At 35.4% G+C, this 20,790-nt stretch carries 18 protein-coding genes; 15 read left to right on the top strand and 3 right to left on the bottom strand.

The annotated features are described in order from the left end of the window. The first annotated feature begins 62 nt into the window (after window positions 1-62). The 4 genes from AC5XHR_RS00355 to AC5XHR_RS00370 all read left to right on the top strand — a co-directional run bounded on the left by AC5XHR_RS00355 (window position 63) and on the right by AC5XHR_RS00370 (window position 3,606). Window positions 63-407, top strand: coding sequence for a phage holin family protein (locus tag AC5XHR_RS00355; RefSeq protein ID WP_495948780.1), 345 nt, complete (start codon window positions 63-65; stop codon window positions 405-407). Window positions 408-410: 3 nt separating this feature from the next. Beyond that, window positions 411-809, top strand: coding sequence for a hypothetical protein (locus AC5XHR_RS00360; RefSeq protein WP_495948781.1), 399 nt, complete (start codon window positions 411-413; stop codon window positions 807-809). 18 nt (window positions 810-827) lie between these two features. Continuing rightward, window positions 828-2,822 (top strand): S9 family peptidase, encoded by a 1,995-nt coding sequence (locus AC5XHR_RS00365; RefSeq protein WP_495948782.1) that lies wholly within the window; start codon window positions 828-830, stop codon window positions 2,820-2,822. Window positions 2,823-2,943: 121 nt separating this feature from the next. Further along, window positions 2,944-3,606, top strand: a complete 663-nt coding sequence (locus AC5XHR_RS00370; protein ID WP_495948783.1) for a hypothetical protein — start codon at window positions 2,944-2,946, stop codon at window positions 3,604-3,606. Here the strand turns inward: AC5XHR_RS00370 and AC5XHR_RS00375 are convergent. From AC5XHR_RS00375 to AC5XHR_RS00385, 3 genes are read right to left on the bottom strand one after another with little or no spacing between them, the layout of a single operon-like run. Beyond that, window positions 3,582-4,613, bottom strand: coding sequence for a phosphotransferase enzyme family protein (locus AC5XHR_RS00375; protein ID WP_495948784.1), 1,032 nt, complete (start codon window positions 4,611-4,613; stop codon window positions 3,582-3,584). The two genes, AC5XHR_RS00370 and AC5XHR_RS00375, sit on opposite strands and share 25 nt — an antisense overlap. Then, window positions 4,604-5,512 carry a nucleotidyltransferase family protein gene (locus AC5XHR_RS00380; RefSeq protein WP_495948785.1) on the bottom strand — a complete coding sequence of 303 codons (909 nt, stop codon included), beginning with the start codon at window positions 5,510-5,512 and terminating at the stop codon, window positions 4,604-4,606. The genes AC5XHR_RS00375 and AC5XHR_RS00380 overlap by 10 nt, the downstream gene beginning before the upstream one ends. After that, on the bottom strand, window positions 5,499-6,893 hold the full coding sequence (locus AC5XHR_RS00385; protein WP_495948786.1) for a Gfo/Idh/MocA family protein: 1,395 nt from the start codon (window positions 6,891-6,893) through the stop codon (window positions 5,499-5,501). The genes AC5XHR_RS00380 and AC5XHR_RS00385 overlap by 14 nt, the downstream gene beginning before the upstream one ends. Before the next feature lie 182 nt (window positions 6,894-7,075). Here AC5XHR_RS00385 and queA point away from each other — a divergent pair, with 182 nt between their 5' ends. The 11 genes from queA (at window position 7,076) to AC5XHR_RS00440 (ending at window position 20,766) form a co-directional block, all read left to right on the top strand. Then, window positions 7,076-8,125, top strand: a complete 1,050-nt coding sequence (gene queA / locus AC5XHR_RS00390; protein WP_495948787.1) for a tRNA preQ1(34) S-adenosylmethionine ribosyltransferase-isomerase QueA — start codon at window positions 7,076-7,078, stop codon at window positions 8,123-8,125. Between the two features lie 127 nt (window positions 8,126-8,252). Beyond that, on the top strand, window positions 8,253-9,290 hold the full coding sequence (gene rlmN, locus AC5XHR_RS00395; protein WP_495948788.1) for a dual-specificity RNA methyltransferase RlmN: 1,038 nt from the start codon (window positions 8,253-8,255) through the stop codon (window positions 9,288-9,290). Between the two features lie 9 nt (window positions 9,291-9,299). Continuing rightward, entirely contained in the window at window positions 9,300-10,205 is a 906-nt protein-coding gene (locus tag AC5XHR_RS00400) for a hypothetical protein (protein ID WP_495948789.1), read from the top strand. 365 nt (window positions 10,206-10,570) lie between these two features. Then, window positions 10,571-11,548, top strand: a complete 978-nt coding sequence (locus tag AC5XHR_RS00405; protein ID WP_495948790.1) for a polyprenyl synthetase family protein — start codon at window positions 10,571-10,573, stop codon at window positions 11,546-11,548. A 289-nt stretch (window positions 11,549-11,837) separates the two neighbouring features. Further along, window positions 11,838-14,267: an alpha-ketoacid dehydrogenase subunit alpha/beta gene (locus AC5XHR_RS00410; protein WP_495948791.1), complete on the top strand. Its 2,430-nt coding sequence runs from the start codon at window positions 11,838-11,840 to the stop codon at window positions 14,265-14,267. 219 nt (window positions 14,268-14,486) lie between these two features. Beyond that, window positions 14,487-15,002, top strand: a complete 516-nt coding sequence (locus tag AC5XHR_RS00415; protein WP_495948792.1) for an RNA polymerase sigma factor — start codon at window positions 14,487-14,489, stop codon at window positions 15,000-15,002. Between the two features lie 18 nt (window positions 15,003-15,020). Then, window positions 15,021-17,432, top strand: coding sequence for a vWA domain-containing protein (locus AC5XHR_RS00420; protein ID WP_495948793.1), 2,412 nt, complete (start codon window positions 15,021-15,023; stop codon window positions 17,430-17,432). Window positions 17,433-17,519: 87 nt separating this feature from the next. After that, window positions 17,520-18,911, top strand: coding sequence for a dihydrolipoyl dehydrogenase (lpdA, locus tag AC5XHR_RS00425; RefSeq protein WP_495948794.1), 1,392 nt, complete (start codon window positions 17,520-17,522; stop codon window positions 18,909-18,911). Between the two features lie 78 nt (window positions 18,912-18,989). Beyond that, entirely contained in the window at window positions 18,990-19,766 is a 777-nt protein-coding gene (locus AC5XHR_RS00430) for a patatin-like phospholipase family protein (protein ID WP_495948795.1), read from the top strand. 108 nt (window positions 19,767-19,874) lie between these two features. Then, window positions 19,875-20,147, top strand: a complete 273-nt coding sequence (locus AC5XHR_RS00435) for a hypothetical protein (RefSeq protein ID WP_495948796.1) — start codon at window positions 19,875-19,877, stop codon at window positions 20,145-20,147. A 43-nt stretch (window positions 20,148-20,190) separates the two neighbouring features. Further along, window positions 20,191-20,766: a hypothetical protein gene (locus AC5XHR_RS00440; RefSeq protein ID WP_495948797.1), complete on the top strand. Its 576-nt coding sequence runs from the start codon at window positions 20,191-20,193 to the stop codon at window positions 20,764-20,766. The last annotated feature ends 24 nt before the right edge of the window (window positions 20,767-20,790 follow it).

Raw genomic sequence — 20,790 nt, forward strand, 5'->3', positions numbered from 1 at the left:
TTGTGTGGATTTTCGGGAATTCGTTCAACTAAAATTTTGTAATTTTGATGAAAACGTATATTATGAATTTAATAATAAGACTTCTTATTACAGCCGCCGTTGCTTTTGGATTAACCAAAGTGCTTAGTGGCGTACACTTAGAGGATTTTGGTTCTGCCATAATTTTCGCAATTGTTTTAGGTTTGGTAAACACGTTTATCACACCTATTTTAAAGATTATTGGTTTACCAATTACGATTTTAACGCTAGGGATTTTCTCTTTAGTAATCAACGCTTTGATGATTCTTTTGGTTGATTATTTTATGGATTCTATGACTGTTGATGGGTTTTGGTGGGCATTTATCTTTAGTATTTTACTATCGGTGCTAACATCGTTGCTTAACGGAATTTTTGGTGGCGAAGAGTAAACCATGAAACTACGAGAGTTACAAACAATTCTGGACGGGCAACCATCCGTAACCGGCAATACATTTATTGTCGGTTTTCTATATGTTGTTGCCATACTTTTAGCAGCGCTTTTTCTTATTTTAGGAATTGGATTATTCTTAGAAGGCTGGTTTGATTTTAAAATATTTCTAGACTGGGTTTCAAGACAGTTTAATTTGGTTTTAAATGACGATCAAAGAGCAGTAATTGCGAAAAGTTTTGGAACATTTTCTTTTATTTTAGCGGTTATTTTTGGTGGATTCATCTATCTGTGTAAAATGGTTTTGAGTCGAAATAATTTCATCATTCAAATGGAAGAATGGATATTCCAGAATTTAAGTGAGGTGAGAAAACCCGTTCGGAAGACAAGAAAATCTAAATAAAAAGTATAATTTCTTATAATGAAACTGACAAAAACGTTATTAGCGCTAGCAGCGCCATTGCTTATGAATGCACAACAAGTAATGACACCCGAAATTTTGTGGTCATTAAACAAGTTAGGAGTGCAAGCAGTTGCTCCTAATCAAGCGAGTTTGCTTTATAAAGTGAGCAAAACTGATTTGAAAACCGAGAAAAACAATTCTAAATTCTTTGCTTTGGATCTTTTGAAAAGGCAAACGCAAGGAATTGATCTCGGAAAAAAATCAGTAATTCAATGGGATAAAAATGGATTGTATGCAGTCGAAGCAGGTGAAATTTTTATTTCAAAAGACTCTGGAAAAACGTGGACTTCGTTCTATAAAATTGGTGAAGTAGATAATATTGTGATTTCACCCGATGGAAAAAAAGTGGCTTTCAGCAAAGAGGTTTTAGTAGAAAATTTACTAGGGAAGGACAAATACAAAGATCTTCCTAAAACGACCGCGCATATTTATTCCGATCTTAATCATCGTCATTGGGATTATTTTAATGAAGGGAAATACAACCATGTTTTTGTAGTGAATACATCTCAAAACGTAGATCAAGCAAAGGATTTATTGGAAGGAAAAACGTGGGATTCGCCTCAAAGACCTTTTGGCGGGAGTGAGGATTTCGTTTGGAGTCCAGATTCCTCTCAATTACTTTATGTAACGAAGCCTTTAAGTGGAGCTGAGTACGCAAAATCAACAAATACAGACATTTTTGCTTATAATTTAGCTTCTGGTGAAACAAAGAACCTAACGAAAGATAATAAAGGCTATGATGTTGGTCCTAAATTCTCACCTGATGGAACGACTTTGAGTTGGCTTAGTATGGCTCGCGATGGTTATGAAGCCGATAAAAATGACATTAAAATCATGAGTTGGCCATCTGGAAAAACCACGAATCTTACGCAAGGTTGGGATGATTCTGTTTCTGGAGCAACGTTCTGGGCACCAGATTCGAAAATGATGTATTTCACAGCGGCGTATCGTGGTACGAAGCAGCTTTTTTCTTTGGATCCAAAGTCTAAAAAAATCAATCAAATCACAAAAGGAGATTTTGATGTAAATGAAATCATAGCTCAAAATAAAAACGAATTAATCGTTGGTAGAGTAGATATCAATCATAATTCAGATTTATTTGCCGTTGATTTGAAAAGTGGTAAAATGAGTTCGGTTACCGAAGTTAACAAAGAAAATTACGCAAAGATTACTACGGGAAAATCCGAATTGAAGATGGTGAAAACCTCGGATGGAAAAGAAATGGGAGTTTGGTTCCATTATCCGCCAAATTTTGATCCGAACAAAAAATATCCAACCCTGTTGTATTGCCAAGGTGGACCGCAATCTGCATTAACACAGTATTTTAGTTTACGTTGGAATTTTGCATTGATGGCCGCAAATGATTACATTGTTGTTGCTCCAAACCGCCGTGGAATGCCAGGTTGGGGAACGAAATGGAATGAAGATATTTCTAAAGATTGGGGAGGGCAAGTGATGAAAGATTATCTTGCAGCAGCTGACTTTGCAAAAACATTGCCCTATGTAGATGGTGATAGAATGGGAGCTGTAGGTGCTAGTTACGGTGGTTATAGCGTATTTATGTTGGCAGGAATTCATGAAAATCGTTTCAAAACATTCATCGCTCATGATGGACTTTTTGATATGAAATCATGGTCTTTAACAACGGAAGAGTTATGGTTCGCTAACTGGGATATTGGTTCACCATTTGAAAAGCCGGTTCCAAAAGCATTTACAGATTTTAATCCAATCAATTTTGTTGATAAATGGAATAAGCCAATCATGGTTATCCAAGGTGGAATTGATTTTAGAGTTCCCTATGAGCAAGGTCAAGAAGCGTTTCAAGCGGCTCGATTGAAAGGTTTGAAATCGAAATTCTTATATTTTCCAAATGAAAATCACTGGGTTTTGCAACCGCAAAATGCGCTTGCTTGGCAACGTGAATTTTTTGAATGGTTGAAAGAGACTTTGTAGAAGAAGTTGAATTTATATTTTATAGTTTCGGCGGGCCAAAGGCCCGCCGAAACTTGTTGTAAAGCAGAAAATTAAATACGCTTCGTTACGATTTATTTTCTATCTTTTCAAAAATAAATTCATGAGAATAAATTCTATCCTTGCTTCAGCTTTTTTACTTTGTTCAAGTTTATATTTTGGACAAACCGTTACTTTTGATTATCTCGCAAAATACCAATGGACCTGTTGTAATAAGAAAAGTGGGGTTGAAGAAAGAGTGGTGTATTTAAGCCAAGATCCTAATTATTTTCTATTGGTTTATAACGCTCCTTACAAAAAATTAATAGGACGATTAGTAGATATAAATAATAAAAAAATTCATGAATATGACGTCGAACAGCTTACAGAAAACGGACAAACGACGTTTAAATTAAACTATAAGAATTCGCAGAATGTTATTAATACAAAAGCGAAAAACATGGATTTTACATTTTCTAAAAAAGAATCCGGATATGATTTTTTAGTTTTCTCGAATTCGAAGAAAAAGAAAAAACTAAGAACCTATGATTTAGTGACCGAGCCCACGGATCGAAACTATTTTAAAGCTTTTCAACTTATTGGCATTCATCCTTATGAAAATTGGAAAGAGCTCCAACCAAAAGACAATTTTAAAGTTAAGGAAGCCACATTAAAAGTAGGTTCTAAAGAAGATACCATGCACTACAAATTAGTGCAGGATAAAAATGCGACCTTGGTTGTAACTATTCCAGAAAAACCCAATTATACAGGAACTGTATTTTGGTAATCCTGTAGGTTTTTCAATAATTGAAGTTGATTTTTAGTTCGATCCAAATTATGATCTGGATAATTTGTGTGGTAGTAACTGTCGTTGTTTAAATAATCGGAAAGGAAACGAACCGCTTGAATATATATCACCACCTGAGCGGCGTAATCTAGATTTTCTTTTTCGGAATCCGTTAATAAATCTTCTAATTTCGATAAGAAACCTTGTTTAATAACTTTATAAATTTCACCATCGAAATTTTCTTGTAACGTAGCATCGTCCTCATCTGTTTTGTTGCAATACGAACGAACCATATCCCCGAAATCATATAAAATACTGTCTTCCATGATGGTGTCCAAATCAATGACTGCGGTAGCTTTTTCATTGCAGTCAAACAAGATATTACTGATTTTTGGATCAGCATGAATAATTCGTTTTGGAAGTTTTTCTTCCTCCAAAAGTTGCAACCATTTTTCAGGAAGCTGAAGTTGATCATTTATGGCTTTAATTTCTTCTGAAGCTTTTATTTTACGTTCTTCCGAAGCATTTTCTAAAGCTGAAATAAAATCGTCTGTCCGTTTTTTGAAGTTGATAAATCCAGGAAGCGGATCTTGAATCAATAATTGTTTTTCGTTGATAATACGATAAAACTCACTTAAACAAATGGCTGCTTCCAAAGCGATTTCCTTATTGGGAACTTTAAGAAAAGTTTTTGCATTCTCTACAAAACGCGTCATTCTCCAAAAATGTTCTTGGGAATCTTTCAATAGTAAACCGCCTTCCAAAGTCGGAATAATATCGATGATTTCTCTTTGATAATCGGCATTTTTTAGAACCAAATTAATTTGCAAATGATTATTTACTAAGGCTTCTGGTTCTAAAAATACGCCATGATTTATTTTTTGAAGAATGTATTTTTCTCCATTTTTTTCAATAAGTAGTGTGGTGTTAATCAATCCACTTACAATTTCTGAAGATTGAAAATCGCCAATACCAAGGTATTGTTGAACAATTTGGTTTAGCTCCATAAATATTCTGGATAATGATTTGCTTGAGTCTGAATAGTTAAGAATTCTTGCAATTCTATCTTGTCTTCAGGGTAGGTTACGCCTTTCCAAAGTGCATTTGTCGCCGAAGATTGTACTTCAACTTTTCCTGCTTTTACCAATTCATCTACCAAACTTGGTAAGAAAAATTCCGCCTTTATTGCGGGTGAATTTTCTAGAAACTTCTGAAATCCAGCTTCTAAATAAGGAAAAATAGAAGGATGAAAAATCCAAAAATTCATCGAAACTAGTGACTGAGCAGGAAGAACATGTCTTTCTTCATTTTTTAAGAAAAAGATTTCATCATTTTCAGCTAAAATATCGGTAATTTCCTCGATATCATCAAGCTTTCCTGATGCATCAAATTGACATAAACCACGAGAAACGCTACCGTTTTTACTCAATGTATTTTCCAGAGAAAATGGAATTAACGCATATTTTGTTTCCGAAATTTCTTTATCAATTAATGTTGATGCCTTTTGATAGGCATCTTCCCCATAGAAATCATCGGCATTGATAACAATGAAAGGTTCTTTGACAACTTCTTTTGTACATAAAACGGCATGACCAGTTCCCCAAGGTTTTTCTCTATTCTCTAGTAAACTTGGGATGGTCACAAACTTGTCCAAATCTTGAACAATCCAGTGATATTCGTATTTTAAATTGTCAAGAATTCCAGAAACTTTCTCAATGAAAGTTTCCGGAATATGTTTGTTGATGATAAAAACAAACTTGTTGAATCCATTTCGTATTCCGTCATACATTGAGTATTCAAGAATTGTCGAATTATTGGGAAGGATTCCGTCAATTTGCTTTAGTCCTTTATATCTGCTTCCTAGGCCACCTGCCATGATGACCATCGTTTTTTTAGTATTCGTCATTTAATCCAAAAACGGGTTTTCTGTTCTTATATTTTCCTTTTGTGAAATCTGGGATATCCACAACTTGTCCATTTTTCGCAATAGATTGCTCACTTAATGGAGTGATTGCATACCACGTTGCCAAGTCATAAACATCCATTGGGAATTCCACATTACGCTTAATACATTCCACAAAAGTATTAATTAAGAACCAGTCCATACCACCGTGGCCAGAACCTGCAGCTAAAGATTCGTATTTTTTCCACATTGGATGATCGTATTCTTCCATCCATTTTTTCGTGTTATCCCACTGATGAGAGTGTTTCATTAGATTTTCAAAATAAATGAATCCTTGATCAAATCCACCTGAACCGAAATCTTCCCAAAGTCCTTTTGTTCCTTGAACTTTGAAGCCTAAGTTATACGGTCTTTGTAAACTTGTATCGTGAGTTAATAAGATTGTTTCTCCATTTTCACATGCAATTTGTGTTGTAACAATATCGCCTTGCTTGAATTTTACTTTTGCATTAGGGTGGTTTGCACCTCCTTTCTCATGATTAACGATGTATTCATGCAAGCCTCTCGCTTTGGATGAAAATGAAGAAAGACGTAATAATCTATTACCACGGTTGATATCCATAGTCATCGCCACTGGACCTAAACCGTGAGTAGGATACAACTCACCATTACGTTTTACATAATGATCGGTTCTCCATTTAGCTTCACTGAATCCTTTTTCTCCAAACTCAGCTCCTGAATTATATGGTGTAACCCCATCGTTGAATAAAACTCCACGTAAATCATGCATATAACCACCTTGTCCGTGGATAATTTCACCAAACATACCTTTACGGACCATATTTAAAATAGCCATAACGTCGCGTCTGTAGCATACGTTTTCCATAGCAAATACAGGCATTCCTGTTTGTTCGGATGCTTTTACATAATCCCAACATTCGTCAACCGTTAAGGCTCCTCCAACTTCCATTCCAACGATTTTTTTCGCTTTCATGGCCTCCAAACCTTGGATTTTATGCCATTCCCACGGTGTTGAAATTATTACCGCATCTACATTCGCAAGTTTCAGAAGGTTTCTATAATCGTGGTCGCCATTTCCGAATTCCTTGGCCGTTGCTTTTTTATTTTTAGTTAAAATATTTTGAGCAGACTTCATCATTCTTGGGTCTGGATCCGCCATTGCAACAATTTCTACATCGTCTCTTTTTGCTAAAATACTCAAGTTACTTTGTCCTCTCATACCGACACCAATCATTCCAATTCTAACTTTTTTGGAAGGATTAAAGTTATAATTGAAGCCAAATAACGTATTCGGCATTAAGGCTGCTCCAAGGCCAGCGGCACTTGCTGTCCTAATGAAATTTCGTCTGCTAATATTTTTCATAAATCAAATGATTTGGTTTTTTGTTTTACAAATCTAATAATTTTGACTTTAAAATACGTGTTTTGTAGATAATTTTTCTTTTTATTTAAAACTTGACAAAGGCCTTTTTATGTTGTATATTTGCAATCTCGAATTTTAGGCTACTAAAGCTTATTTTTTAACTTATAAAATCCGTAAATTTTATGAAAACTTCAGATTTCAATTTTAATTTGCCAGAAGAACTATTGGCAGAGTATCCAGCACCAAACAGAGATGAATCTCGTTTAATGGTTTTAAACCGTAAAGACGAAACAATTGAGCATAAACTTTTCAAAGATGTGATCGATTATTTTGATGAAGGTGACTTAATGATTTTCAACAACACCAAAGTGTTTCCTGCTCGTTTGTATGGGAATAAAGAAAAGACTGGTGCAAAAATCGAGGTTTTCTTATTAAGAGAGTTAGATAAAGAAACTCGTGTGTGGGACGTGTTAGTAGATCCTGCAAGAAAAATTAGAATTGGTAACAAACTTTTCTTTACGGAAGACGAATCTTTAGTAGCAGAAGTTATTGACAATACAACGTCTAGAGGTCGTACGTTGCGTTTCCTTTTTGACGGGCCTTACGATGAATTTCGTTCGAAATTAAAAGAATTAGGAGAAACTCCACTTCCGAAATACATTAAGAGAGAGGTTGAAGCAGAAGATGCGGAACGTTATCAAACAATCTATGCGAAAAATGAAGGTGCTGTTGCAGCTCCTACAGCAGGTTTGCATTTCTCTAAGCATTTAATGAAACGTTTGGAAATTAAAGGAATTGATTTCGCTGAAATTACACTTCACGTTGGTTTGGGTACGTTTAACCCAATCGAGGTTGAAGATCTTTCAAAACATAAAATGGAAAGTGAAGAAGCGATTATCGATCAACTAAATGTTGATATTATCAATAAAGCAGTTGAAGAAAATAGAAGAATTTGTGCCGTTGGAACAACAACGATGCGTGCTTTGGAAACTTCTGTTTCTTCAAACAAGAAAATTGGTCCGTATCATGGTTGGACGAATAAATTCATTTATCCTCCACATGATTTCGGGGTTGCAAATACGATGATTACTAACTTCCATACACCAAAATCAACATTAATGATGATGATTGCAGCGTTTGCAGGAAAGGATTTCTTAATGCATGCGTATGAGGAAGCAATCAAAGAAAAATACAGATTCTATTCGTATGGTGATGCGATGTTAATCATCTAATTCATTTAGAAAATCAAATAAAAAAAAGCACGAAATTTTTCGTGCTTTTTTGTGCTAAAACTTTAAAATAAGAGCGGTTTCCAAAATTTGGAAAAGCCGTATCTTTGCAACTTAAATTACTATTGTTTTGAGGGATATTCGTACTTTATCATTAGATCAACTAAAAGATTATTTTGTTTCTGTGGGTGAAAAAGCTTTTCGCGCCAAACAAGTTTACGATTGGTTGTGGAGCAAAAATATGCATTCATTTGACGAAATGACGAATCTTTCAAAAAGCCTTAGAGAACATCTTTCAGCAGATTTTGTCATTAACCCAATTGCGGTTGATTTATTACAAAAATCAACGGATGGAACAATTAAAAATGGGGTAAAATTGCATGATGGTCTTTTAGTGGAATCGGTTCTGATTCCTACAGAAACACGTACTACGGCTTGTGTTTCGTCGCAAGTTGGATGTTCTTTGAATTGTGAATTCTGCGCAACGGCGAAGCTAAAACGTATGCGAAATCTTGAAGTTGCCGAAATCGTTGATCAAGTGGCTTTAATCGATCGTCAAAGTAAATTGTATTTTGATAGACCGTTATCAAACATCGTTTTTATGGGAATGGGTGAGCCGATGATGAACTACAAAAATGTTGTAGAAGCCATTCGGAAAATTACCAAACCAGAAGGCTTAGGAATGGCAGCACGCCGAATTACCGTTTCTACATCGGGAATTCCGAAAATGATTAAAATGCTGGCTGATGAAGAGTTGAAGGTGAAATTAGCTTTGTCTCTACATTCTGCAATTGAGCATAAACGAAATGAGATTATGCCTTTTTCAGAAAAGTTTCCATTAACTGAAATTATGGAAGCGTTGCAATATTGGTATGAAAAAACAGGTTCTGTGATTACGTTTGAATATTGCGTTTGGAAAGGGATTAACGATGGTGATGAAGATATTAAGGCTTTAATTCGATATTGTCGTCAAGTTCCTTCAAAAGTGAATTTAATTCAATACAATCCGATTGGAGAAGGAAAATTTGATCATCGAAGTATTGCTGCAGAAGAGAAGTACGTTCGCGAATTGGAAAAAGCAGGCGTTACGATTATGGTTCGTAAAAGTCGCGGTGGTGACATTGATGCAGCTTGCGGACAGCTTGCTAATAAAACGGCTGATGCTTAATTTTACAACTTGAACGGAACGTTTTCATATAGAAATCAAATTGTACAAACATTTCTTTTTGTGTTTGTCGTTAGCTTTTCACTAGTCTCGGCTCAAGCAAAGCGAATTCCTTTAAAGAAATATCAGATTACGCAATTATCAGATTCGTTGAATGAAAATTCGGGATTAACTTTTTTTCAAGGAAACTTAATAACCATCAATGATTCGGGGAATTCTTCTGAGATTTTTCAATTGAATACGAAAAACGGAAAAATTGAAAAAGTGTATCAAACCAAACTCCGAAATATCGATTGGGAAGCTATTTCGGCCGATTCGACTTCAATTTATATAGGAGATTTTGGAAATAATTTAGGGACTCGAAAAGATTTGAAAGTATTCAAGATTCCAGTTCAAAATCAAAACTTAGATTTAAATTCTGTACAAGAGTTTCCATTTCAGTTTCAAAATCAGACTGATTTTACGCCTAAAAATTTGAACACCGATTTTGATGTTGAAGCCATGGTTTATCACAATCAGAAAATCCAAATTTTCACTAAGGAATGGGCTTCGAAAAACATTTCTAGATATGAATTGGCTCTAAATTCAATTGAAAATCAAAGTTTAGAAAAAAAAGAAAGTGCACCGATTCAGTTTTCGGCAACGGATTCGTATTTCTATGAAAATCAACTTTTTGTTGTGGGATATACCAAAACATTGAAAGTGTTTTTAGCGATTTTTAATGTAGATGAACTTGGAAATTGGTTGTCTTCAAAATTCCGAAAAATTAAACTTGGAAATGCATTGAAAGTAGGTCAAGTAGAAGGAATTGCAGTAAACGAGAAAGGGGTATTTATCAGTGCAGAACGTTTTATTTTTCCTATGAAAACGGTTCCATCAAAATTGTATTTCATTCCGCATCACATATTAAAAAAATAACACAGCTGCAGAAATAGGATTCATCTTTAAGAAATTAAAAGGAGCTTAATTCCTACAGCAGTGTTAAAAAAAATCAATTATTCAACCTGTATCTATTTGATTGTCTTTTTGTAATCTCCCATTTTCTTTCCTGAAAATCCACTTTCACTAGAAATGAAAAATTTTAGAAGATTTTTACTATTTTGATTAAAGAATAGATTGCGTATTGGTAGAAGCAGCAAAGGAAATACTATTTTTTCATGGCATTTGTTTTTGTTGTCTTTCAAAATTAGTAATTTATCCAATACAAAAATCATTTCGGCTTTAATTTCTGCAAATTAAAAACTATATTTGTCCGATTTTTCAACACTTAGTTCCCTTATTTCGTGGCAAACATCGTAGAAGAAATAAAACGTCCTATCAATTCGGAGATGAAACTTTTCGAGCAAAAGTTTTATGAATCGATGAAAAGTAACGTGGCTTTATTAGATAAGGTTACGCGTTTTATTGTGACGACAAAAGGGAAGCAAATGCGCCCCATGTTTGTATTTCTTTGTGCTAAATTGGTGGGCGATGTCAATGAAAAAACCTTTCGTGGTGCGTCTATGATTGAGTTGATTCACACGGCGACTTTGGTTCATGATGATGTTGTGGATGAAAGTTTCAAGAGGCGTAATTTTTTTTCTATCAATGCGCTTTGGAAAAACAAAATTGCCGTTCTAGTTGGCGATTATCTTTTAGCAAAATCGGTTTTACTTTCCACTGATAACAAAGATTATGATCTTCTTTCGGTGATTGCAAGAACGATTCGTGAAATGTCAGAAGGAGAGCTTTTGCAATTGGAAAAAGCCCGTAAATTGGACATTACTGAAGATGTTTATTATGAAATTATTCGTCAAAAAACAGCGACGTTAATCGCTGCTTGTTGCGAAATCGGCGTTCTTTCGAACAACGTTGATGAAGCGATGGCGAAGAAAATGATGGATTTCGGAACGTACACAGGAATGGCTTTCCAAATTAAAGATGATTTGTTTGATTATTTGAGTTCTAATGTGATTGGGAAACCAGTAGGAATCGACATTAAGGAGCAGAAAATGACGCTTCCATTGATTCATACGTTAAAAATCGCTTCGGAGAAAGATCGCGCATATTATTTCAACACGGTAAAGCGGTATAACAACGATAAAAAACGTGTTAAAGAGTTAATCGAATTCGTAAAATCGTCTGGTGGATTGGAGTATGCGATAGGCGTCATGAACGATTTTCATACAAAAGCAAAGAGTATTCTGAACGAATTTCCTGATTCCGAAGCCAAACAAGCGTTACACTTAATGCTTGATTATGTCATCGAACGTAAGTTCTAAGGCTTATTTTTTACTCATTTATGAGTGTAAAGTCTATTTTTAAATTTCATTATTCGTATTTTATTTTATTTAAATTGTTTTTCATTCAATTTTGAATGTCCATTTTCTATTTTGATCAAGCCAAATTCTTTATTAAATTTTAAATGTTTTACATTGCTTTTTGAGTAAATCTAAGTTTAAATGTGTTTTTATTGAATTATTAAAATAATATTGAATTATTTATGATATTTATAAATTAAACTTTTCAAATTGGTTAATTTTATTATATTTGTAAAAATCCTGTTTTAGCATGGAAGAAACATATTTAGAAACACAACAAATCTCATTCGAAGATTTCAAAAAAAATATACTTGATGATTACCGTCTTGGGAGAATTTCCCGAGAAATGTCATACTTAGGTAGGCGAGAAGTGCTTACGGGTAAGGCAAAATTCGGAATTTTTGGTGATGGTAAAGAACTTCCTCAGATTGCAATGTCCAAAGTCTTTAGAAATGGAGACTGGCGTTCAGGATATTATCGTGATCAAACTTTTGCAATGGCAATTGAGGCATTAACGGTGGAAAGCTTTTTCGCGCAATTATATGCAGATACAAATGTAGAGCGTGAGCCAGCTACAGCAGGTCGCCAAATGAATGGGCATTACGGTACACGAAGTTTGAATGAAGATGGAAGTTGGAAAGATCTTACGCAGATTAAAAATATTTCAAGTGATATTTCGCCTACTGCAGGACAAATGCCACGTTTGCTAGGATTGGCTCAAGCATCCAAAGTGTTCAAAGAAGTTTCATTTCCAGGTTCTGAAAAATTTTCGAATGGAGGACGTGAAGTAGCTTTTGGAACAATTGGTGATGCTTCTACGGCAGAAGGTCACTTCTGGGAAACATTGAATGCCGCATGTGCATTGCAAGTTCCGATGATTGTTTCGATTTGGGATGATGGCTATGGAATTTCGGTTCCTACTCAAAATCAAAGAGCGAAAGCAGATATTTCAGAGATGCTTTCGGGTTTCCAAAGAAAAGAAGACGAAAATCAAGGATGCGAGATTATCCAAGTGAAAGCTTGGGATTATCCTGCTTTATTAGATGCATATGCAAAAGCAGAGCAATTTTCAAGAGAGCAAGGAATTCCGGTTGTGGTTCACGTAATTGAAGTGACTCAGCCGCAAGGACATTCCACTTCTGGTTCACATGAAAGATATAAATCGGAAGAGCGTTTGGTTTGGGAATCAGAACACGATGGTTTGGTGAAATTTAAAGAATGGATTTTAAATTATTCTGTGGAAATCGACGGGAAAACGGAAACTCTTGCGACAGAAGAAGAATTAAATGCTATTGATGCGGAAGCGAAAAAAGCAACGAAAGACGGTCAAAAAAGATCGTGGGAAGCATTTCAAAATGCAATTAGTTCGATAAAAAATGAGATTTTACCGCACGTTCAAGCATTAGCTGAACAGAATACAGAAGTAAAATCGTATTTAGATAAATTCAATAAAATCGTTTCAGTTGGTAAAAAAGATTTGTTCCATGTTGGGCGTCAAGCTTTAATTTTTACGCAAAGTACACCTTCAGAAACGAGAACAAAATTGAAAGCGGTTTTAGAGCAACTTTCAGAAATTGAAAAAGATAATTATTCATCCCATTTATATTCGCAATCGCAATGGAAAGCGACGAATGTGGAAGAAATTGCTCCTGTTTTCTCGTCAGAATCTCAAGAAGTAGATGGTAGAGTTGTGGTGCGAAATAACTTTGATAAAATCTTCGAAAAATATCCTGAAACCTTAGTTTTTGGAGAAGATGCTGGAAATATTGGAGACGTAAACCAAGGTTTAGAAGGACTTCAATTAAAATATGGAGCAACTCGAATTGCCGATACTGGAATTCGTGAAGCAACGATTTTAGGTCAAGGTATTGGATTGGCGATGAGAGGACTTCGTCCAATTGCTGAAATTCAGTATTTAGATTATATTTTGTATTGTTTACAAGGAATGAGTGATGATTTGGCGACGTTGCAATATCGTACTAAAGGTGGTCAAAAAGCACCTGTAATCATCAGAACTCGTGGACATCGTTTGGAAGGAATTTGGCATTCAGGATCACCGATGGCTGGGATTTTAAACTTGGCGAAAGGAATTAATATTTTGGTTCCAAGAAACCTTACAAAAGCAGCTGGATTCTATAACACGATGTTGAAAACGGATGAACCTGCTGTTATTGTAGAATGTTTGAATGGATACCGTTTGAAAGAAACGCAACCCGATAATATAGGTGAATTCACCGTTCCAGTTGGAAAAATTGAAGTAACTAGATCAGGTAGTGATGCAACCGTTGTTACCTATGGTTCTACTTGGAGAATTGTGATGGAAGCCGCTGAAGTGTTGGCGAAACTGGGAGTTAACATCGAAGTAATTGATGTTCAATCGTTAATTCCATTTGATATTTCGCATGAAATTTCTGAAAGTTTGAAAAAAACCAATCGTCTTATTGTAATCGATGAAGATGTAGAAGGTGGAACATCCGCGTTTATCGTTCAACAGATTTTAGAAAAGCAAAAAGCATTTAGATATTTAGATTCGGCTCCGTTGACAATCGCGGCGAATGATCACCGACCAGCGTATGGTTCGGATGGTGATTACTTCTCCAAGCCGTCTGTAGATGATATTGTAGAAAAAGTGTATGCGTTATTTAACGAGGTTAATCCACAAAATTATCCATTGATTTAATAAAGTATCACTTCAAAATATAAACTCCTCAAGATTTTTCTTGAGGAGTTTTTTTATTTTTCTAAATTGCTTTTTAGAGTTACTTTTGGAGCGGTATTGCTTTATATTGTTACGTATTAATTTTTATAACATATGTTTTCCCAATAATTATTTTATTTTTAGTTCAACATTTTACAACCCTATTAAACCTTATTGCATCTATATTAAAAAATCACCACTATGGAATACGACTTATTCAATAGATGCAAAAATAAAGACCGTAATGCGCAACGGAAACTTTACGAGATGTACGCAGCAAAGTTGTACGCAACATGCAAGCGTTATCTGAAAAACGATGAAGATGCCGAAGAAGTTCTAGCCGATTCGTTTTACATTATTTTCACGAAGCTCGATCAACTTCAAAATGTTCAAGTTTTTGAAGCTTGGGCAAAGAAAATTGTGGTAAACGAAAGCCTACAGAAACTTCGTAAAAAGCAAGTGTTTTCCATTTCTTTGGACGATTCCTATATGGAAATTCCACAAGAAGAGATTATCCCAACGCACGAAAAAGAAATTTTATCCTTACTAAACTTTCTTCCTGAAGGTTGCCGAACGATTTTTAATCTTTTTGCGGTGGAGGGTTATCCTCACAAAGAAATTGCACAAATGCTTTCTATCACGGAAGGAACGTCTAAATCTCAGGTAAGTTTTGCAAGAAAAAAATTGCAAGAAATGCTCAAGTTTCAAAATGTTTAACGACTAAAGGTTTAAAAAATGGAAAATCAAGATATTGATAAAATGTTCAACGAAGCAGGTAAAATCGCGGAAGAAAACACCAACTTTCCTTCTTTTGAAAAAGTGTGGACGAAGGTGGAGAATAAACTAGACGCCAAAGAAAAGAAGAAATCCATACTTCCTTTTCTCCCTTACGGAATTGCGGCTGGTTTAGCATTTACTTTTGGTGTTTGGTATTTTACAAATGATGCCAATCCAATCGTTCAAAGCAACGTTGCGACTAATAAGACAAGTGTTTCTCAACCTTCAACAGAAGATGTTGTAACGACGGAAGAGGAAGATAGTTTGAAAAAGAAGTATGAAGAATATCAAGCGAAGCCAAACGAAATCATCGCTTATCAATCAACAAGACCAACACCTGCGATTGCTCCTGATGTAGCGCCTGTTTATGAAGTGCATACTGGTGTAAATGCAGATTATGTTGCGCCACCTCCGCCTCCGCCGCATACTTCTGCTAATACGTTTCCGCAAAATGAGATTGACGCGGTACAAATTGCAGGATATAAAGTGGCAAAAAAAGAAAGTTATGTGGCTTCGACTTCAGTTATTAACTCGCTTAGTGGTTCTGTACAAGGAGTTACGGTTGCTCCTCAAAATAGTTCAGTACGTATTCGTGGTGCAGCGACAATGCCTATGGCATCAGAATCAAAAAATATTGATGAAGTAGTTGTTTTAGGATACGGAGCAAAAGGAAAGACTAGAAGTAAAAGTAATGAATTAGTACTTTCTGAAGTTCAGAATGCAACTTCAAATCCGATGAATCAACCTTTGTATGTGATTAATGGAGTTCCTTATGAAGATTTGGATCTAAGTAAAATAGATCAGTCCAAAGTTAAAAAAGTTCACGTTTTAAAAGCGGAAGCAGCGACTGCTTTGTATGGTTCTAAAGCTTTGAATGGAGTTATCGTTATTGAAGGAAGAAAGTTGAAGGAAAAAGATATTCAAAGCTTAAAAAGAGTTCAGACTCCTGTAGAACAAGATAATGAGGAGTATGATCAATGGCAAGAAAACCAGTTTGAATCGGTGAAAAATGAACCACTTTCCACGTTTTCAATTGATGTTGATAAAGCTGCGTATTCTAACATTAGAAGAATGATCAACAATGGCCAGAAAGTGGATAAAAATGCGGTGCGAATTGAGGAAATGATCAATTATTTCAAATACGATTATCCTCTACCCAAAAACAATGATCCGTTCTCGATTAATACAGAATACGGAGCAAATCCATGGAATCCGAAGCATCAACTTTTGAAAATAGGTTTGCAAGGAATGACTTTGGACGAATCTAAACTTCCAGCTTCGAATTTGGTTTTTTTAATTGATGTTTCAGGCTCGATGAATTCTGCTAATAAATTGCCGTTATTGAAGTCCTCATTCCGAATTTTATTAGATAAACTTCGTGCACAAGATAAAGTGACTGTTGTAACGTATGCCGGAAGTGCGGGTGTTGTTTTGCAACCAACTTCGGCTGCTAAAAAAGAAATTATTCTCGAAGCAATTGATAAACTAGGTGCTGGTGGAAGCACTGCTGGAGCAGAAGGAATTGAAACAGCGTATAAATTAGCCAATGAAAACTTCATCAAAGGCGGAAATAATCGGGTGATTTTGGCTACGGATGGTGATTTTAACGTAGGAATTAGCGATAATAATAAGTTGGAAGACTTAATTGCGGAAAAAAGAAAATCTGGAATTTTTCTGACTTGTTTAGGTTTTGGAATGGGCAATTATAAGGACAATCGTCTCGAGTTGTTGGCTAACAAAGGAAATGGAAATTATGCTTACATTGATAATCTTCAAGAATCGAATAAGTTTTTAGGAAAAGAATTCGCTGGAAGTATGTACGCGATTGCGAAAGATGTGAAAATTCAAATAGAATTCAATCCTAAATACGTTCAATCCTATCGTTTGATCGGTTACGAAAACCGAAAATTGAGAAATGAAGATTTCGTTAACGATAAAATTGATGCGGGCGAATTAGGAATTGGACATACGGTAACAGCAATTTACGAGATTATCCCAACAGGAATTGCTTCCGATTTTTCACCTAAAAATATTCCGTTGAAATATTCTCAAAATTCTACTCAAACAAGCGGAAGTGATGAATTGGCAACAGTGAAATTCAGATACAAAAAACCTGATGAAGACGCGAGTAAAGAAATCGTTCATCCAATTAAAAAACAAAATGCAACGAATTCTCAAACGTCAGCTGATTTTAAATTTGCAAGTGCAGTTTCGTGGTTTGGTTTGGTTTTGAGACAATCCAATTTAATTTCCAACAAAAACCTTACTGAAATTGTAAACCTTGCAAAACAAGGAAAAGGCAAAGATGAAGAAGGCTACAGAGCCGAATTTGTAAGGTTGGTAGAAACGTATGAAACAAGTACCAAGTAACATGATACAAAGCAACTCCACGAGTTGCTTTTTTCATGATCGCCCTTCCAATAATTTTCATTAAATTCGCAGTAAATTTTTAATCGAATGAACTACGATATTATTGTTATTGGAAGTGGACCTGGTGGTTATGTTACAGCAATTAGAGCTGCGCAATTAGGTTTCAAAACAGCGATCATTGAAAAAGAAAATTTGGGTGGAATTTGCCTTAACTGGGGATGTATTCCAACGAAAGCTCTTTTAAAATCGGCGCATGTTTTCAAATATTTAACACATGCAGAAGATTATGGGTTGAATAAAGTAGAAAATCCAAGTTTTGATTTCTCAAACGTGATCCAAAGAAGTAGAGGAGTTGCCTCTAAAATGAGCGGTGGAATCCAGTTCTTGATGAAAAAGAACAAGATTGATGTGATCATGGGAACGGCTAAAGTTAAACCTGGAAAAAAAGTTTCGGTAACTGATAAAGATGGTAATGTAACGGAATACGGAGCTAGCCACATCATAATCGCTACTGGTGCTCGTTCTAGAGAACTTCCTAACCTTCCTCAAGACGGTAAAAAAGTAATCGGTTACAGACAAGCGCTTTCTCTTCCTGAGCAGCCAAAATCAATGATTGTTGTGGGTTCGGGAGCAATCGGAATTGAGTTTGCAGATTTTTATCACACGATGGGAACGAAAGTGACGGTTGTTGAATTTATGCCAAATATTCTTCCAGTTGAAGACGAAGAGGTTTCAAAACATGTTGAAAAATCATTGAAGAAGGCAGGAATTGAAATCATGACAAATTCTTCTGTTGAATCGGTTGATACTTCAGGTGCTGGAGTGAAAGCGAAAGTGAAAACAGAAAAAGGAGAAGTTGTTTTAGAAGCGGATATTTTACTTTCTGCGGTTGGTATCGCTGCGAATGTTGAAGGAATTGGCTTGGAAGAAGTAGGTATCAAAACAGATAAAGGCAGAGTTTTGGTTAACGAATGGTACGAAACTTCAGTTCCAGGATATTACGCAATTGGAGATATTATTCCAACGCAAGCTTTGGCTCACGTGGCTTCTGCAGAAGGAATCACTTTAGTTGAAAAACTAAAAGGTCTTCACGTAGAAAAAATTGATTATTCTAACATTCCAGGATGTACCTATTGCCACCCGGAAGTTGCATCTGTAGGTCTTACAGAAAAGCAAGCGAAGGAAAAAGGCTATGAATTGAAAGTAGGTAAATTCCCGTTTTCGGCTTCAGGAAAAGCGACTGCAAATGGAGATACAGACGGATTTATCAAAGTAATCTTCGATGCAAAATACGGAGAATGGTTAGGATGCCATATGGTTGGTGATGGAGTTACAGATATGATTGCAGAAGCGGTTGTGGCTAGAAAATTAGAAACAACAGGTCATGAAATCATTAAAGCGATTCACCCGCATCCAACAATTTCAGAGGCTGTAATGGAAGCAGCAGCCGCAGCTTACGGAGAAGTAATTCATATCTAAAACTTGAATTTCAAACATAATAAAAACCACTGCAATCGCGGTGGTTTTTTGTATTTTTGATTCGATATCAAAATCAAAATGGAAAAAATAGGAATGGTTTTATCGGGCGGCGGAACCAAAGGTGTTGCTCATGCCGGCGCTCTGAAGTTTTTAAATGAAAAAGGGATTGAGCCAACTTTATTAGCCTGTTGTAGTGCTGGTTCTATCGTTGGTGCTTTGTATGCGGTAGGAAAAAGTCCTCAAGAAATTAAAGATTTCTTCAAGTCGGTTTATTTTTTCAATTGGAAACATTTCACTTTTAATCAACCAGGATTGGTTTCTTCCAAAATTTTTAGAGTGTATCTGGATCCAATTTTTGGAGATATGAAAATTGGCGATTTAGACAAAGAAGTGCGTATTGTTGCAACGGAATTGGTTTCAGGAAAACAAAAGATTTTTGATCAAGATTTCAAAATTATCGATGCAATTATTGCTTCGTGTTCCGTTCCGGGAATTACAACGCCCTACATACTTGGTGACGAAATTTATAGCGATGGAGGAGTTCTGAACAATTTTCCTGCCGATATTATCAAAGATGATTGCGAAAAAATGATTGGCGTTTTTGTTTCTCCGCCTCAAGATATTGATATTTCGCACCTTAAAACGCTAAAATCAGTGGTAACGCGTTCTTATGATTTATTATCTTATCGAACCGAATTATATAAATTTTCCTTTTGTGATTGGTTTATTACGTCAAAAAAATTAGCAAAATTTGGAATGTTCGAACGTAAAACCGAAGTTTTAGATGAAATATTTGAAATCGGTTATTCTGCCGCGAAAGACTCATTTGATGAGGATTTTCTTATTTTCTCATAACGAATAAATAGACACCCAAAATTTCACTTTCGGGTGATATTTTACTGTTTTTTAGTTTGGTTGGTGTAGTTTTTTAACTTTAAGGTACAAAAACTAATACCAAACACAATGAAAAAAAATTATTTTCTAGTCTTCTTTGGGCTAATGTTCCCTTGCATATTTAAATCGCAAGTGGGAGTAAACACCACTTCACCAACGACAACTTTAGAAATTATAGGAAAATCGCCTTCTACCAAAGTTGAAGGAATTCTAATTCCAAAATTTACGGGTGACGAAATTTTTACGATGCCAATTCCTGCAAATGCAGCAGAAGGAAATTTAGTTTATTGTACAGCTGCAGCATCTACGGCAAATCAAACGGGAAAAAGGAGTCAATCTTAAGGGAAAAGGATTCTTTTATTGGGATGGCTCTGTTTGGACGAATATGGTCAGCAGTAATACAACAAACAACTATTATTCGGCTCATATTAAGCCTATGAATATTCTTTTAAATGATTCGGATACCTATCAGCAAGGGATAACAGGGATTACATCTCCTTCTGGGAATAATTTAAAGCAATTTCGTTGCAATTATTCAGCTTCAGAAACTACAGAAAGTAATCCACTAAATAATTTTGTTATTTGGGATAATACGACTAATAAAATTAATATCCCTCAGCAATTATTGGGACATGCGATTACCATCAATATTTCATTGAAATATCCTATCAATACATCCAACGCCGCTTCTACAAGATTTGCAGCTTATACGGGGGATGCAAGTGTTAGTTCTACCTTTTTGTATCAGTCAGGTGGAACAAAAATTAAGGATTTGTTTTTTAAAGTATCTAAAGCATCTTCTGGTCCTGCCTATGTTAGAGATGAATTGGTCCTTGCTCCAGTAATAGTTACTCAAGCAATGATTGACCATGGTATTATGCTATTTCTTGGCGAATCATCTGAAACGTATTATGAACCTGTATTAACCATTGATTTTGGTGTGGTAGATGATACGCTTTAATTTCACAGACTATAGAATCGTAAT

This window comes from Kaistella sp. CFF1-2, assembly GCF_059509915.1.

What these genes read in the sequence shown, in the direction of transcription:
- AC5XHR_RS00355 (WP_495948780.1), top strand. Translation starts at nt 63, where the DNA reads ATGAATTTAATAATAAGACTTCTTATTACAGCCGCCGTTGCTTTTGGA.
- queA (WP_495948787.1), top strand. Translation starts at nt 7,076, where the DNA reads ATGAAAACTTCAGATTTCAATTTTAATTTGCCAGAAGAACTATTGGCA.
- AC5XHR_RS00440 (WP_495948797.1), top strand. Translation starts at nt 20,191, where the DNA reads ATGGTCAGCAGTAATACAACAAACAACTATTATTCGGCTCATATTAAG.
- lpdA (WP_495948794.1), top strand. Translation starts at nt 17,520, where the DNA reads ATGAACTACGATATTATTGTTATTGGAAGTGGACCTGGTGGTTATGTT.
- AC5XHR_RS00415 (WP_495948792.1), top strand. Translation starts at nt 14,487, where the DNA reads ATGGAATACGACTTATTCAATAGATGCAAAAATAAAGACCGTAATGCG.
- AC5XHR_RS00420 (WP_495948793.1), top strand. Translation starts at nt 15,021, where the DNA reads ATGGAAAATCAAGATATTGATAAAATGTTCAACGAAGCAGGTAAAATC.
- AC5XHR_RS00380 (WP_495948785.1), bottom strand. Translation starts at nt 5,512, where the DNA reads ATGACGAATACTAAAAAAACGATGGTCATCATGGCAGGTGGCCTAGGA.
- AC5XHR_RS00360 (WP_495948781.1), top strand. Translation starts at nt 411, where the DNA reads ATGAAACTACGAGAGTTACAAACAATTCTGGACGGGCAACCATCCGTA.
- AC5XHR_RS00365 (WP_495948782.1), top strand. Translation starts at nt 828, where the DNA reads ATGAAACTGACAAAAACGTTATTAGCGCTAGCAGCGCCATTGCTTATG.
- AC5XHR_RS00385 (WP_495948786.1), bottom strand. Translation starts at nt 6,893, where the DNA reads ATGAAAAATATTAGCAGACGAAATTTCATTAGGACAGCAAGTGCCGCT.
- AC5XHR_RS00410 (WP_495948791.1), top strand. Translation starts at nt 11,838, where the DNA reads ATGGAAGAAACATATTTAGAAACACAACAAATCTCATTCGAAGATTTC.
- AC5XHR_RS00375 (WP_495948784.1), bottom strand. Translation starts at nt 4,613, where the DNA reads ATGGAGCTAAACCAAATTGTTCAACAATACCTTGGTATTGGCGATTTT.
- AC5XHR_RS00435 (WP_495948796.1), top strand. Translation starts at nt 19,875, where the DNA reads ATGAAAAAAAATTATTTTCTAGTCTTCTTTGGGCTAATGTTCCCTTGC.
- AC5XHR_RS00370 (WP_495948783.1), top strand. Translation starts at nt 2,944, where the DNA reads ATGAGAATAAATTCTATCCTTGCTTCAGCTTTTTTACTTTGTTCAAGT.
- AC5XHR_RS00430 (WP_495948795.1), top strand. Translation starts at nt 18,990, where the DNA reads ATGGAAAAAATAGGAATGGTTTTATCGGGCGGCGGAACCAAAGGTGTT.